We start from the raw sequence: 16,658 nt of genomic DNA, 5'->3' as shown, positions 1-16,658 counted from the left end.
TTTAGCTTTCCTTTTTAACAAAAATAAATTAATAACTTCATTTTTTTAAATTTAAGATGTCTAACCTCTTAAATTATTGAAAATGAATTCTTCAAAAAAGTATTTTGCCGAAGCACTCGGCACTTTCGCATTAGTTTTATTTGGCTGTGGTGCTGCAACTATTGCTAGCGTAACCCATTCGGGACCTGCAGGAATTGGTCTTTTGGGTATTTCCCTTGCCTTTGGTTTTGCGGTTTTGGTAATGGTTTATACTATTGGTCCAATTTCAGGATGCCACATTAATCCAGCAATTTCTATAGCTATGTTGGCAGCTGGTAAACTCTCGGCCAAAGACACAGTTGGCTATATTATTTCGCAATGTATTGGAGCCATTGCTGCGGCAGGCTTACTCTATGTTTTGGCTACGGGAAGTGCAGGTTTCTCAATGCCCGAATGGGGCTTGGGAGCCAATGGATGGGGACCTGGCTATCTCGGGGAATACGATATGAAATCAGCACTGATAGCAGAATTTGCGTTCACCTTTCTCTTTTTGATGGTAATCTTCGGAGCAACTGCTTCCAAACATACATCGCCAATGATGGCAGGGCTTGCCATAGGTATTTCTTTAGCATTGATTCACATGGTTGTCATCCCAATTACGGGAACATCCGTTAATCCAGCCCGTAGTTTGGGTCCAGCGCTTTTTGCAGGCGGAATGGCGTTGCAACAGCTTTGGCTTTTCATTGTTGCTCCAATTGCAGGAGGACTTTGTGCTGCCTTGGTTCGCAATATCTTTTTGGATGATTGATTTTTAAGTTTTGTTGAAAATTTCATTAATAAACCTCATAGTTTTTAAAAAGCTGTGAGGTTTAAAATTTTATATTTGTTCTATGAACATTGAACAACAAATCACAAGCCTTCGCAACGAGCTCCGCGAACATAACTACAACTATTACGTACTGGATACACCTACCATTTCCGACTTTGAGTTTGACCAAAAACTAAAGCAACTTCAAGAGCTGGAAAAAGCGCATCCAGAGTTTCACGATCCAAATTCACCAACGTTAAGAGTTGGAGGTGAAATCACCAAGAATTTTGAAACCGTTCCGCATAACTACCGAATGTTTTCCTTGGACAATTCCTATTCAAAAGAAGACCTTGAAGACTGGGAAAAGCGAATCGAAAAAATGGTAGACGGGAATGTTGAATTCACTTGCGAACTGAAATACGATGGGGCTTCAATAAGTTTAACCTATGAAAATGGCAAGCTGAAAAAAGCAGTAACCCGCGGCGATGGTTTTCAGGGCGATGATGTTACCGCAAACGTAAAAACAATTCGTTCCATCCCGTTACAATTGAAGGGAGATTTCCCGCCACTTTTTGATATTCGCGGCGAAATAGTTTTGCCGTTTGAAGGTTTTATAAAGATGAATGCCGAAAGAGTGGAACTGGGAGAAGAGCCCTACCGAAACCCAAGAAACACAGCTTCTGGTAGCTTAAAGTTGCAGGACAGCGCCGAAGTTGCCAAACGTCCGTTAGATTGTCTTTTATATAGTTTAAAAGGCGAACGGCTTCCCATTAAGACACAATTTGAAAGCTTGGAGAAAGCTCGCGATTGGGGCTTTAAAGTTCCCGAAGCCGCAAAACTCGCCAAAAACCTGGAGGAGGTTTTAGAATTCGTAAATTATTGGGACGTACACCGCCACGAACTTCCTTATGAAACAGATGGGGTAGTGGTGAAGGTGAACAATTTGCAACAACAGGAAGAACTCGGTTATACTGCAAAATCACCGCGCTGGGCGATGGCCTACAAATTTAAGGCAGAACAGGTTTCTACGGTTTTAAACCAAATAACCTATCAAGTGGGAAGAACCGGCGCCATCACACCTGTTGCAAACTTAGAACCCGTAGAACTCGCTGGAACCATAGTGAAACGTGCTTCTTTGCATAACGCAGATCAAATAAAAAAACTCGACATCCGCGAAGGCGATACCGTTTTTGTGGAAAAAGGTGGCGAAATTATTCCAAAGATAATTGGGGTCGATTTTGCACAGCGCGATCCTAGTTCACTCACTGCAAAATACATAACTGAATGCCCCGAATGTGGAACATCATTGGTCCGGACCGAAGGCGAAGCACAGCATTATTGCCCAAACGCCGAAGGTTGTCCGCCACAGATTATTGGGCGCATCCAACATTTCATTTCACGGAAAGCGATGGATATTGAAGGTTTGGGAGGCGAAACCGTTGCGCTTTTAGTAAACAGCGGTTTGATAATCAATTACGCCGATCTTTATCTTTTGAGAGAAGAACAAATAATTCCGTTGGAACGCATGGCGCAAAAAAGTGCCGAAAATATGATAAGCGGAATAGAAGCTTCAAAGCAAATTCCTTTTGAAAGAGTTCTCTTTGCTTTGGGAATACGTTACGTTGGCGAAACCGTTGCCAAAAAACTGGCAAAGCATTACAAAACCATTGATGCATTGAAAAACGCTTCCGCAGAAGAATTGATAACTGTTGATGAAATAGGCGAACGCATCGCCCAAAGCGTGGTTTCCTTTTTTACTTCCGAAGAAAATATTGCAACCATTGAGCGGCTGAAAAGTTATGGTGTTCAATTGGAGATTTCCGCAGAAAAACTCGCCAACCAAACAAACACTTTAAATGGAAATACATTCGTTGTTTCTGGTGTTTTCACAAAAGTTTCCCGCGATGAACTGAAAAAACTGATTGAAGACAATGGTGGTAAAGTTTCCAGTGCTATTTCTTCCAAAACAAATTATGTGGTGGCGGGCGAGAATATGGGGCCGAGCAAGAAAACAAAAGCCGAAAGCCTGGGGGTTGCCATAATCTCTGAAGACGATTTTTTGCAAATGATTTCATAATTGAAAGCTGAAAAGCGATGAAAAAAACTATTTTTGCCATTTAAGAATTGGGCGTTCCATGTTGAAAAAAATAAAGAAACATTCTTTAAAAAAGCACACCGAGAAAAAACTAACAGACCGTGATATTTCGCAGCGAAACACACCGTTAAAGTATTTGGGATTTTTGGTGGACGAAGTTTTTTTTGACGATTTTGAATTGCTTTATGAATTTGGAAACGAGCTTGGTTTACAGCGAAAAGATGTGAAACTTTTCACCTTTGTGGAAACACGGCGGAAAATTCCATCGCTTCGGCAGAACCAGATAACCAATAAGGAATTCAACTGGCGTGGGGAAATACACAACCAAAATGCACAGGAATTTCTGGATTTTCCATTTGATGTGCTGATTGGATTTTACAAAGGAAAACATGAATTTTTAAGTGCGATGGTCGCGCAGAGCAAAGCGAAATTCAAAATAGGCTTCAACGATGCAGATGAGCGTCTTTTCGATTTGCTGTTAACGGTGGATCTCCAAAAACCGGAAGCGTTTAAAAGTGAAGTAAAAAAATATTTGAAAATCTTAAAGAAGATTTGAGAACTTAAAAAAATATTATTGTTATGAAAGAATTGATTGGAACTGGCGTAGCGCTCATCACCCCTTTTAAAAGTGACTTTTCCGTAGATGTTGAAAGACTTAAAAAAGTAGTGGATTTCAACATTGAAAACGGGATTGATTATTTGGTTGTTTTGGGAACCACTGCCGAAAGCGCAACGCTTTCAAAAGAAGAAAAGGATATTGTTATTAACGCAATTGTTTCTGCAAACAAAGGTCGTTTACCCTTGGTTTTAGGCATTGGCGGTAACAATACGCAAGAAGTAATCTCTGAAATGAAAACGCGTGACCTTTCAGCGTTTACTGCAATTCTTTCGGTTTCGCCCTATTATAACAAACCTACTCAAGAAGGGATTTACCAGCATTTTGCAGCCATTGCAAGAGTGGCTCCACTACCAATAATTTTGTACAATGTTCCTGGAAGAACGGCTTCAAATGTGCTGCCAGAAACGGTGATTCGTTTGGCGAAAGATTTTGAAAAAATTGTAGCAATAAAGGAAGCAGCGGGAGACATTGTGCAAGCAATGCGATTGATTTCTGGCTGTCCTAAAGATTTCTTGGTTATTTCTGGCGATGATATGATTACACTGCCAATGGTGCTTGCTGGTGGTGCGGGCGTAATTTCAGTAATCGGGGAAGGTTTTCCGAAGGAATTTTCAAAAATGGTAAAACTCGGGCTAGATAGAAAAGCCGATGAGGCCTATAAGATTCATTACAAAATAGCTCCAGCGATTGACTATATTTTTGCGGAAGGAAATCCTGCCGGAATAAAAACAGTTTTTAAAACTTTGGGTATATGTGGCGACACAGTGCGGCTTCCTTTGGTGGGAGTTAGCGATGGTCTGAGAGCAAAAATAGATTCTTTTACTAAAAATTTTTAAAACAGTTCTTTTTCATTTGTACGTTAAATATTTCAAAAGGCTTGCAAATATTAGCCTTTAGAGCAATATTTTAGCCAAAGAATAAGTTTGTTCAATCATGTTTAATTCCCTATTTTTGCACGATGTTTTTTAAGCCCATGCGATTACCACTTTTTTTTATACTTAGTCTTACGATTCTTCTTTCATCCTGTGGCGAATACCAGCGGGTACTTCGGAAGGATGATATGGGTAAGAAATTTACCATGGCAGATTCGCTGTACAAAATTGGCAAATACCGAAAAGGCCTAAAATTGATGGAGCAGATAGTACCTTCATATAGAGGAAAGCCACAGGGTGAAAAGCTGATGTTTATCTATTCCAACACTTATTACAACTTGGAAGATTATTATTTGGCAGGTTATCAATTTGAACGTTTTACGCAAGCATATCCACAAAGTGATAGTGCGGAAGTGGCTTCATTTAAAGGCGCTAAAAGCTTTTATCAGCTTTCACCTAGATATTCCTTAGACCAAAAGGATACTTATAAAGCGTTGGAGAAACTTCAGGAATTTATCAATCGATACCCAAATTCCGGCAAAAGAATGGAAGCCAATACCCTTGTTGCCGAATTACAGGAAAAACTAGAAACCAAGGAGTACGAAGTTGCAAAACAATATTTGCACGTTGAAGATTACAAAGCTGCCATCGATGCTTTTGATAATTTTATAACCGATAATCCGGGCTCCCACTACAGAAAGGATGCTTTTTACGGAAGGTATGTTGCGGCATACAAATTGGCTGTCAACAGTATTCCCACTCTTGTCCAAGAGCGTTTGCTTACAGCGAAAGGACACTACAATACTTTTATGAAATATTATAAGGATACAGAACTAGCTCCTGAAGCAACGAAGATATATCAGGATCTAGAGAGCAGAATTGTAACCACAGAAACAGAACCCAACAGTTAATTAATTTTTATTATGGATATTAAAAATTCAATTGCACCCATCAATACAGTTACCCTTGACAAGAACTTGATCGATGCGCCTACAAACAATATTTATGAAGCTATTTCAATTATTTCGAAAAGAGCTTCACAAATAAACAATGACATCAAAAAAGAACTTCTTGAAAAACTTGATGAGTTTGCTACTTACAACGATAGTTTGGAGGAAATTTTTGAAAACAAAGAGCAAATAGAGGTTTCAAAATTCTACGAAAAACTTCCAAAACCACATGCTTTGGCAGTACAAGAGTGGTTAGAAAATAAAATTTACTACAGAAACACTGCAGACGAAGTAGTAGAATAATAGGTTTCCTAAGCCCAAATCGGGAATTCGGAATACACCTAACGGAATACTGAAAACTTAAAACTGAAACATGTCTGTTTTGAACGGGAAAAATATCTTGCTTGGCGTTACCGGCGGGATTGCCGCGTACAAAGCAGCTTTTTTAGTTAGACTTTTAGTGAAAAAAGGGGCTAACATAAAAGTTGTGATGACCTCTTCTGCCAAAGAATTTGTTACGCCCCTTACGCTTTCCACATTATCTAAAAACGAAGTCTATTCTTCCTTCACTGAAGAAAAAGAGCCCAATAGCTTTAAAGAGCCCAAATGGAACAACCACGTTGAGTTGGCCCTTTGGGCTGATTTGTTTTTGATAGCTCCTGGTACTGCAAACACGCTTTCCAAAATGGCGTATGGTAGCTGTGACAATTTATTGCTCGCTTGCTATCTTTCCGCAAAATGTCCCGTGTATTATGCGCCAGCAATGGATTTGGATATGTACAAACACCCAACCACGGCAGAGGTTTTTGAAAAATTAAACAGTTTTGGAAACATTCAAATTCCAGCAGCTTATGGCGAATTGGCGAGCGGTTTGGTAGGGCAGGGCAGAATGGCTGAGCCTGAAGAAATTGTTTCTTTTATAGAAAATGATATTCTAAAAAAACTTCCCTTTCGCGGAAAGAAGTTTTTGATTACCGCCGGTCCTACGTATGAGGCAATAGACCCCGTTCGTTTTATTGGAAATCATTCCAGCGGAAAAATGGGATACGCCATTGCCGAAACAGCCGCACAAATGGGCGCTGAGGTTGTTTTAATCTCTGGGCCATCAGTTTTAAAAATTGACAATGATTTCGTTAAAATAATCCGCGTTACTTCTGCAGAAGAAATGTACAATGCAGCTCACAAATATTTCGACAAAAGTGATGTTGCTATTTTAAGCGCCGCCGTAGCGGACTATCGCCCTTCGGAAGTTGCTTCGGAAAAAATTAAAAAGAAAACCGATAATTTCACACTTCAACTTACAAAAACCAAAGATATTCTTGCTTCGCTGGGTGAAATAAAGAAAAATCAATTCTTGGTTGGTTTTGCATTGGAAACGGAAAACGAAGAAGAAAACGCAAAATTGAAACTCAAAAAAAAGAATTTAGATTTAATTGTGTTAAATTCGCTTCGAGACAAAGGCGCGGGTTTTAAAACCGACACCAACAAAATTACTTTGATAGGCAAAGACAATAAAACAATTCCTTTTCCTGTTAAACCTAAAAAAGAAGTAGCAAAAGATATTTTAGAATATATTATAGAACAGACAAATGCGTAAAATTTTACTTTTCTTACTATGTGCAACCACTGTGTTTTCTGCACAGGCCCAAGAACTCAATTGCACAGTTTCCATTGATGCCGAACAGACCGGACAACCCAATTTGCAAATTTTTAGAACACTGGAAACCCAGTTACGCGAATTTGTAAATAACACAAAATGGACCGATAAAGAGTACAAAAACCAAGAGCGCATAGACTGCAATATGAGCTTGGTAATAAGTCAGTACGACGGCGATACCTTTACAGGAACACTTCAAATTCAAACTTCACGACCTATTTTTGACTCAACCTATGACAGTCCTGTATATAACTATTTCGACAAACAGCTAAGCTTTAATTACAAGGAATACGAGCCGCTTAACTTCAATATGAACAGTTTTGGCTCCAATCTTGTTTCGGTTATTGCTTTTCACGTTTATACAATTATTGGTTTAGATGCAGACACTTATGTTTTAAATGGAGGAACACCCTATTTTGAAATAGCCAAACAAATAACCAATACGGCAGCTTCCGGTAATTTTTCTGGATGGAAATCTACCGATGGAAACCAGTCAAGATATCGCTATAACGATGCTTTGGTATCTTCTGTTTATAAGGAATTTCACGAAGTGATGTATCAATACCATCGCGATGGATTGGATGTGATGGCCTCGGATCAAAAAGCGGCTAAGCAAAAAATAGCTGATGCCATCAATAAATTGAAAGGTATTAATGACAGACGTCCAAACTCCTTTTTAGTACGGACCTTTTTTGATGCGAAAAGCGACGAGATACAGGCCATTTTCAGTGGCGGCCCACAGATTGATATTACAAAACTGGTTGAAAACTTAAACAGATTGGCGCCCACAAAACGAAGCAACTGGTCTGAGATCAAGTTTTAATTTTTTTTAAACGAGATTGGACCAATTAATATCTTTCCTTTAACTTTATAAGTTCAATCCCGAGAATTCGGGGCTAATTCAATGGTGCAAATTGAGAGTTCTAACGTCTCACAATCTAAAGTCTAACACTTAAAAATGATAACCAGCCTCGCTATAAAAAACTATGCGCTTATTGAAGACATTCGCGTGGATTTTAATGAGGGCTTGACAATTATTACAGGCGAAACAGGTGCCGGAAAATCCATACTTCTCGGAGCATTGGCACTAGTGTTGGGGAAACGTGTAGATTTGAGTAGCGTGAAAGATCCTTCCAAAAAGTGTGTTATTGAAGGGCATTTTTCCGTTAAAAATTACGGACTCCAAAATGTTTTTGATCAAAACGATCTGGATTATGAGCCGCAGACCATCATTCGTCGTGAAATATTACCTGGCGGGAAATCTAGGGCTTTTGTAAATGATACGCCCGTGGCTTTAACGCAACTACAAGCGTTGGCGCCATATCTAGTTGATGTTCATAGCCAGCATGAGACCTTGGAAATTGTTTCCGAAAATTTTCAAATGGAAGTGATTGATGCTTTGGCGGGAAACGATGCCCTTTTAAAATCATATCAATTGCAATTCGCGGATTTCAAAACCATTTTAGAAAAGCTTTCAGTTATTAAACTTCAAAAAGAAAATGGTTTAAAAGAGCTGGATTATAACACTTTCCTTTACAGCGAACTTCAACAAGCTAGTTTAAAAAAGCTGAACCAACAGGAGCTCGAAGAAACTTATGAAACGCTGAACAATGCCGAAGCGATACAAGAATCCCTTTCAAATGCGAACAAGCTTTTGGATGAGGATCAAATTGGCAGTTTGCAGACGGCAAAGGAAGCGCGAATTATTTTGGGGCGAATAAAAGAATTTTCAAAGACTTTTGAAGATTACTGGCTGCGCTTGAATAGCGCCATTATTGAGATGGAAGATATTTCAGACGAAGTGGCCAATAGTGCGGAAAAAATTGAAGCTGATCCCGAAATGCTTTCTCAGGTAAACGAAAAATTACAAACGCTATATAAACTTCAGCAAAAACATTCCGTTTCCACGGTTTCAGAATTAATTGAAATAGAGGAGCAACTTGAAGAGAAAGTGAATACTACTTTGGGTCTTGACGATCAGATAGAAAACCTGGAAAAACAGAAAAACAAGTTGTGCGAAGCAGCTTTGAAAACTGCTGTGGAGCTTCATTCCAAAAGAGTAGAAGCTATTCCGGTACTTAAGCAAAAGCTTGAGGAAACCTTATTTCCGTTGGGCTTACCAAACGCCCGGTTTCAGTTTGAGCTTTCCCCTTCCAAAGATTTCAAAACCAACGGAACTGATACGTTGCAATTATTGTTCACTGCAAACAAGGGTTTGGCATTCGGTCCATTAAAAAAAGTGGCTTCCGGTGGTGAAATGAGCAGAATCATGCTCGCTATAAAAGCCGTTTTGGCGGAATACAAAAAATTGCCAACCATTGTTTTTGATGAAATAGATACGGGTGTTTCAGGAGAAATAGCCAATAAAATGGCAGGTATTATGCACCAAATGAGTAAAACCATGCAATTGTTGAGCATTACGCACTTACCACAAATTGCTGCTAAGGGCGACCATCATATAAAAGTTTACAAAGAAGACCGCAACGATATAACTACTACCCACTTAAAGATTTTGAGCGAAGAAGAGCGTATTCTTGAAATAGCGCAGATGCTTGGTGGCAAAAATGTTTCGGAGGCAGCAATAGCAAACGCGAAGGAATTATTGAATTAAAATGTATCTTTAACTTTTCAAATTTAAACTGAAAAAACGAAAATCTATTCAACCATAAAATTTATTAAAACATGTCTTATAATTTACTAAAAGGAAAACGGGGAATCATTTTTGGGGCATTGGATGCCAATTCCATTGCTTGGAAAACCGCAGAGCGTGTTCACGAAGAAGGCGGAAAGTTTGTGCTTACCAATGCGCCAATCGCACTTCGTATGGGGCAAATAAATGAACTTGCCGAAAAAACAAATTCTGAAGTTATTCCTGCAGATGCCACTAGTTTAGAAGACCTAGAAAATTTGATAACAAAGGCAACTGAAATTTTGGGAGGCAAATTGGATTTTGTGTTGCACTCAATCGGAATGTCCGTAAATGTCCGCAAAGGCAATCATTATACCAACCAAAATTATGATTTTACACATAAAGGTTGGGATATTTCTGCTGTCTCTTTTCACAAGACCATGCAAGTTCTCTATCAAAAAGATGCGATGAGCGAATGGGGGAGCATCATAGCGCTTACTTATATGGCTTCACAACGCGTTTTTCCAGATTATAACGATATGGCTGATAACAAAGCCTATTTGGAAAGTATAGCTCGTAGTTTTGGATATTACTTCGGAAGAGATAAAAAGGTTCGCGTTAATACTATTTCGCAATCGCCAACACCAACCACGGCAGGGCAGGGCGTGAAAGGTTTTGATGGCTTCATCAGCTATGCCGATAAAATGTCGCCATTAGGTAATGCAACTGCTTTGGACTGCGCCAATTATACAGTGGCAATGTTCAGTGATCTTACCAAGCGTGTAACCCTACAGAATCTTTATAATGACGGAGGTTTTTCTAATATGGGTGTAAGTGATGCTGTAATGGAAGCATTTGTGGAAGGAAAGTAGTATTTATTTATATTTAGAAAAGTTTAAATCCTGCCCAGTTAACTGGGCAGGATTTTTTTTTGAAACTCAGAAAGTAGTTGTGGCATATGTTTGGTATTAACATTATTTTAAATACATTTAATGATTATTAACTAAAATTTATTAAATTATGAGAAGAAGTACAATTATTGGGTGTTTCGTCGGTTTGCTTTCGCTTACCATGAGTGCTCAATCTACTAAATCCAATACTTCAAAGTCCGAAACAGGGACAACGAATATTGAGGTTCAGAAAAGGCCCGCAGCCTCCATTCAGGAGTTGCTGACGAGGTATCAGAATATAGGAAGCAACAGCGGTTCGCTTTCCGAATATTTTTCAAAAGAAGAGCAGCAAATGTTGCACTCCTATTTCAGTAACCAACAATCGGCAAAAAAGGCCGGTGTTGTTAAAAAAGCTGGAGAAAATAAAAAGCTTACAGCAAAAGCAGAGAGTGCATCAAGTAATACACAGTTTATGCCTTTGTTTATTGAATTTGCAAATAATCCGAACTCTTCACGTAACATTCAGCTACCAGCTGCTTATACAAATAGAAGTGCATCGGCGATTACTGAAACGACTGGAATGAATGTTAATGTTGGCCAGGATTTCAATAGGAATGTTCCTTTTACTGGGACTTATTATTTTCAATCTCCTAATGCCATTGTTTATGATAACGGCCCTTACTTTAATGTAGCAGGTACTCCAGACGTTAGCTTATTGGAAGATACTTCATTAGGTATGGGGACTTATGGATCTGGTGCTCAATTTACAGCAGGAAACAGTATTGCAGATGACGTAGTGCTTACCGATGATTATAATATAACGTCTATTGACGTATTTGCATATCAAACAGGATCTACTGCTCCTTCACTTACTGCAGTTTATTTGCAGGTTTGGGACGGAGACCCAAGTGGTGGTGGTGCTAGTGTAGTTTGGGGTGACCTTACCACTAATATTCTTGATGCTGCTGCTGGTACAAATGCCTTCAGACAATTGGAAAGTGCTCCTGGCGCAACCAATAGAGAAATTCAAAGAGCAACTGCTAATACAACAGGGCTTTCATTGACAGCAGGTACTTACTGGATTGAATATACTTTTGAAGGTTCTGGTGCCTCTGGACCCTGGGCTCCTCCTATTGCTATTTTAGGAGCGAGCACTACTGGAAATTCACTTCAAAACCAATCTGGTGTTTGGATTCCTCTAGTAGACGTTGGACCACAAGGTATGCCATTCGTAATGTATGGAGACCTAGTTGGCGGCGGCGGTACTGCATGTAGCCAAGACAACCCTTCAAATAATTTTGAGAACGGTTTTACATCATCTAACAATACTCCTCAAATTATAGCGGCAGACATTATTGTAGATGCGGATACAAATTTAAATTTGGATTCTATTATTGCTAATTGGTTAGTTTTTGATGGCGAAGTAATAGTATCTGCAGATATAACTATTTACGGAGACCTTGGAGGTTTACCAGATCCTAGTAATGTTTTGGCAACAATTCCAGGTATTGTTCCAACTTCTCAACCTATAATTGGTGATTTTCCAGCTAATCCTATTCTTGATGTATTGGAATTAAATTTTGATATTTCTCCAGTAATGCTTAATGGACAGGCAGGAGTAGCAACTACTTACTGGATAAGTATTTATGCTGATAATACAACTGCTAGTAATTCTTTTTGGGAATTTAGCACAGCTACAGTTGTTGGTAATGACGGAGCCTTTTCACCAGATAACGGAGTTACCTGGGGAGTGGCCTTACCTGGTTCTGATCAGGTTTATGAATTTTCAGGCGACTGCCAGCCAATTGGCGGCGGTGGCGGCGTGTTAGACACAGCTTATGGTGTGAACAATAGCAACGTGGAACTAATTGGTTTCCCAGTATCAGATCCATCAACTGTTGAGGTATTTGGTGATTCACCAGTTACTGTAAACTTTGAAAATGCTGGAGCTATTGATCCTGCAAATCCAACGACTGGTTATGCTCTTGATAACGGAGGACAGTTTTACTCTTTTGATGTAGCATCTGGTTTCTACACTTTATTGGGTAATATTCCTGGTGACTGGGTAGGTATGGAGTTTGATCAGGCTTCTGGTGTTTTATATGCCATTGCTGGTGCAGACCTTTACACGATAGATCCAGTTGCGGTATCTGCTACATTGGTGGGTGCAACGGGTATTTCACCAGGCGATCTACCAATCGCACTTGCAATTGACGGTGCCGGAGTAGGATACACCTATGACTTAGTAACAGACAATTTGTATTCAATTGATCTTACAACTGCTACAGCAACACTTATAGGTAATATTGGTTTTGATGCCAATTTTGGACAAGGAATGTGTTATGATGCGCTTACAGATACAGTATATATGGCTGCTTTCAACAGTGGTTCATTTGCTGGGGAATGGCGATCAGTGAATATTGCAACAGGAGCAACTACCTTATTAGGTCCAATTGTTACTACTGCTGCAACTACTCAGGTGGCTTGGGTTTCAATAGGAGAAACACTTCCTCCTCCAGCCTGTCCTGAACCAACAAACCTAATGGTTACAAATGTTGGACCAACTTCTGCGGATCTTTCTTGGACAGTCGAGCCAAATGCAACTAGCGGATATATTTGGTACGTTTTTGATCAAGGAGCAAACCCAGTTACCGATACACCAGTAGCAACAGGAACAACTCCTGCTGGAACAACTACTGCTACTGCAACAGGTTTAGCTGGAGGATTCAGTTATGACTTCTATGTGGTTGCAGATTGTAATGCAGATGGACTAAGTCAATATGCAGGACCAATAACATTTGCTACCCCACCAGCTTGTGGTGGTAAGTTTTATGACACTGGTGGTGCAGGCGGAGATTATCAAAATGGTGAAAATATTACAACTATAATAAGCCCAGAAAATGCTGGTGAACTTGTAACTGTAACTTTCACAGCCTTTGAGGTTGAAGCAACTTGGGATGCACTATATGTGTATGACGGCCCAGATGCTTCGTTCCCGATAATTTCCAGTGGAAACCCACCTACTAATAGTGGATTCCCTGCAGGTGGTTATTATGGTACCAGCATACCTGGTCCATTTGTATCTACCGACCCAAGTGGTGCGTTGACTTTCGTGTTTATGAGTGACGCTTCCGTTCCGCAATCTGGATGGGAAGCTGATGTTACTTGCGCGCTATCACCTCCACCAAACGATTTGATCGTGAATTCAATAGATGTTGATGAAATAGGTTTCCCTTATACTGATCCTGCGGTACATATGCCTGCAGCTACTACAGAAGGCGGAAATCCTGTAAATTGTGATCTTACTGGCGCTAATGGTGTTTGGTATAACTTTGTTCCTGCTGGCGACGGTACTGCTACTGCAATGATCGTAACTCCTGGTGGAGCTAGTTCAGTAACATTCTATACTGCACCAGATGAGAATGCTGTTGAAACAGACCTTACCCTTGTTCCGCAACAGACCAACCAGTGTGCTCCTGGCACTTCTGCGTCCATATTTACATTGGGCGGTCAAGCATATTATGTGTTTGTGATGAATACTGGAGCCATTACGGACATCGTGATAGACGGTACCAACCTTGGTGTTTCAGACAATACTATTGCTGGTTTCAGTTATTACCCGAACCCAACCAATGGTATCCTGAACCTTAAGAGTGTTGACAATATCGAGCATGTATCGATATACAACCTTTTGGGCCAGCTAGTAATCGAAAACCGTGTGGAAGCTACCACTTCACAGGTTGATATTTCTGGACTAAGCACTGGCACTTATTTAATGAGAGTGTCTGTGAATGGTGAAATAGGTACTTATAGAGTGCTGAAACAATAATTTTTTAAATATTTAATATTAAGTAGAACCACCCGCAAGAGCGGGTGGTTTTTTTATGGATGCTCTAAAAGATGTCCGAATTTCGATGTCTTTAATTAAAATTCAGGCTAAAATATATTTATAAAAATATCTTTATATTATTTCGAGAAGTATCTAGATTCTTTTATTTTTTAAATTACATAACAATCTTATAGTCAAAACTTTTGATATTTGATTTTTTTAGAATAGCTTTAGGTCTTTAAAATCGATTACTAACTAAACTATTTTAATTATGAAAAGAATTACTATGTTAATTTTGTTCATGTTCTGCGCTATTGGGTATAGTCAGCATGATGCAAAATCGATGGGGTCAGACAACCCCGTCCGTTACTATCAACAGCAAAAGAAAGCGGCTGTTGCACCTTCCAACGTTTCTGTCAGTCCAACTGATATTAGCGCAAAGAACCAAGGGGAAAACAACCCTATCAATTACAAAAAACAACAAACTAATCCTCAAACTGTTATTTCTGACGGTCGCTCTGCTACTTCTCTAGATAATAGTGCTCCTGTACAAAGAAATTTGTCTGGACCAACGTCTTTGAGTGTTTCTAGTAGTTCATTAAGGACAGTAATAGGTCCTCCTCCTGGAACTGCATCTAGAAATATGCTCCCTGATTCATATTACAATAATAGGGCACCAGTGACAATTACACACAGTGTTACCCAGAATATTGTTGCGGGTAACTCAGTAACCTGTAATGCAGGAGGTATTCCTGATCAAAACAGTTTTTACAGAGACTTTAATTTAGCAGCCGATTTTGGTATCACTGATGCCTTCAATGTAAGTAGTGCTGAATTTGCGGTAGAAGCTGTTGGTGGTCCAACCAATTTGACTATAAATATCTATTCTACGACAACTACCTTTCCAGGTGGATATCCAGGTTCTGCAACCCTTCAAGGAACAGCTAATTATGTTTCAACTGTGGCTGATGCTGGAAACGTAGTTTCAGTTCCAATTACTGCAACCATTCCTGCGGGGTCAATTATGATCTATGAGCTTAAGATAAACCCTGGAGCCACTTCCACATGGTTCCCTGGATCCAATGCTGGTGGCCAAACTGGAGTATCTTGGATCATGTCTGTTGCTTGCGCTATAAGCACTCCTACAGATCTAGCTGCAATCGGATTTCCGAATCAGCATATGGTCATGAATATTGTTGGAGAAGAAGCTGCCGGCGGACCTTTCCCAAGCCCTTACTGCGGACCGCTTGATTTCACTATCAATGTTGAGCCTATTACCTTGGTAGAAGTTGCAGGAATAAGCAACGTGACAAGCGCTGTTCTTAACGGTACCCCAGATCACGAAGATTTTACAGCTATTAGTGGTGATATGGAAGCTGGGATGAGTTATCCAATTGCTCTTGAGGGAAATACAGACGGACCCTTTACAAATAGATTTGTTGTATTTATTGACTGGAACCAAAACGGAATTTTAAACGATGCGGGTGAAGTATATGAAATTACAGATCTTCTTATCAATTCCACAGGTATCGATGGTCAGCAATCTAATGGAACTATAGATGTTCCTGCTGGAGCTCTGGCCGGAACTACCAGAATGAGAGTTAAAAAGCAATTTGGTACTACCAATTATCTAGATCCTTGTTTGGCAACAGGTTTTGGTCAAGCAGAGGATTACTCTATGAATGTTACTACTGGTGGCGGTGGCGGTGGCGCATGTGCCAACGCAGTTATAGAAGTAAACCAAGATGCTACTAATACTTGTATGGCCGCTATAACACAAACTGGATTAGCACAGTCTTATATTGCTTTAGAGGCTGAATCTGCTGGAGCTGGTATTATGTTTACAGCCAACTCTACTGGACTTGATGTGGATTTATCATTATGGGACGGGCTTCCAAATGCTGGTGGAACTATGCTTGCTAGCGGAACAAGTCAAACCGATGGTACCGCTTGGGCCGATGTTTTTTGGGATCCAGTAGTGAATGTTACTGTTGGAAACACATATTATATTGTCATTGATGGAGACCCAACTTTACCTTGCGTTGCGGGTGATACTACAGACCCTTACCCAGGTGGAAATGTTTTTGCAAATCCAGGTTATCAGCCATTCCTAGGTTTTGACTACACTTTTAGAACCTATAGTTGTGATGGCGGCGGTGGCGGCGGAGTTTGTTCTGAAGAGAACCCTAACGACGGCACCTTCGAGAACGGAATTAACTGTTCCTCTGCAACTGCTTTTCAGACCGCAAACGACTTAACTGTCTCTGCTGACGAGAACTTCACTTTGACCAACATAACCGCGAGCATTTTCGCCAACGGTGGAATCTCTA

The 16,658-nt window shown here is 39.9% G+C and carries 12 protein-coding genes; all 12 read left to right on the top strand.

Annotated elements, in window-relative coordinates; translation table 11 throughout:
- Window positions 1-82: 82 nt before the first annotated feature.
- Window positions 83-787 carry an MIP family channel protein gene (locus ESU54_RS16400; RefSeq protein ID WP_068761974.1) on the top strand — a complete coding sequence of 235 codons (705 nt, stop codon included), beginning with the start codon at window positions 83-85 and terminating at the stop codon, window positions 785-787.
- A gap of 82 nt (window positions 788-869) precedes the next feature.
- Complete coding sequence (ligA, locus tag ESU54_RS16395) at window positions 870-2,864, top strand: NAD-dependent DNA ligase LigA (RefSeq protein WP_111845635.1); 1,995 nt, start codon at window positions 870-872, stop codon at window positions 2,862-2,864.
- A gap of 58 nt (window positions 2,865-2,922) precedes the next feature.
- On the top strand, window positions 2,923-3,438 hold the full coding sequence (locus ESU54_RS16390; protein ID WP_111845634.1) for a DUF6913 domain-containing protein: 516 nt from the start codon (window positions 2,923-2,925) through the stop codon (window positions 3,436-3,438).
- Window positions 3,439-3,461: 23 nt separating this feature from the next.
- On the top strand, window positions 3,462-4,337 hold the full coding sequence (dapA, locus tag ESU54_RS16385) for a 4-hydroxy-tetrahydrodipicolinate synthase (protein WP_111845633.1): 876 nt from the start codon (window positions 3,462-3,464) through the stop codon (window positions 4,335-4,337).
- Window positions 4,338-4,474: 137 nt separating this feature from the next.
- Complete coding sequence (locus tag ESU54_RS16380) at window positions 4,475-5,284, top strand: outer membrane protein assembly factor BamD (RefSeq protein ID WP_111845664.1); 810 nt, start codon at window positions 4,475-4,477, stop codon at window positions 5,282-5,284.
- Window positions 5,285-5,296: 12 nt separating this feature from the next.
- Window positions 5,297-5,626 (top strand): DNA-directed RNA polymerase subunit omega, encoded by a 330-nt coding sequence (locus ESU54_RS16375; protein ID WP_111845632.1) that lies wholly within the window; start codon window positions 5,297-5,299, stop codon window positions 5,624-5,626.
- A 70-nt stretch (window positions 5,627-5,696) separates the two neighbouring features.
- Window positions 5,697-6,920 (top strand): bifunctional phosphopantothenoylcysteine decarboxylase/phosphopantothenate--cysteine ligase CoaBC, encoded by a 1,224-nt coding sequence (gene coaBC / locus ESU54_RS16370; RefSeq protein WP_111845631.1) that lies wholly within the window; start codon window positions 5,697-5,699, stop codon window positions 6,918-6,920.
- On the top strand, window positions 6,913-7,803 hold the full coding sequence (gene porD, locus ESU54_RS16365) for a type IX secretion system protein PorD (protein ID WP_111845630.1): 891 nt from the start codon (window positions 6,913-6,915) through the stop codon (window positions 7,801-7,803). The genes coaBC and porD overlap by 8 nt, the downstream gene beginning before the upstream one ends.
- Before the next feature lie 135 nt (window positions 7,804-7,938).
- On the top strand, window positions 7,939-9,591 hold the full coding sequence (gene recN / locus ESU54_RS16360) for a DNA repair protein RecN (RefSeq protein ID WP_111845629.1): 1,653 nt from the start codon (window positions 7,939-7,941) through the stop codon (window positions 9,589-9,591).
- Window positions 9,592-9,662: 71 nt separating this feature from the next.
- Entirely contained in the window at window positions 9,663-10,481 is an 819-nt protein-coding gene (locus tag ESU54_RS16355; RefSeq protein ID WP_111845628.1) for an enoyl-ACP reductase FabI, read from the top strand.
- A 148-nt stretch (window positions 10,482-10,629) separates the two neighbouring features.
- Entirely contained in the window at window positions 10,630-14,328 is a 3,699-nt protein-coding gene (locus ESU54_RS16350) for a T9SS type A sorting domain-containing protein (RefSeq protein ID WP_111845627.1), read from the top strand.
- 271 nt (window positions 14,329-14,599) lie between these two features.
- The coding region (locus ESU54_RS17995; RefSeq protein ID WP_249041335.1) for a GEVED domain-containing protein at window positions 14,600-16,658 on the top strand (2,059 nt) is incomplete at its 3' end.

The organism is Aequorivita antarctica (assembly GCF_007997155.1).
Classification (GTDB): Bacteria; Bacteroidota; Bacteroidia; order Flavobacteriales; family Flavobacteriaceae; genus Aequorivita; species Aequorivita antarctica.
This window is presented reverse-complemented; position numbering and strand designations above follow the sequence as displayed.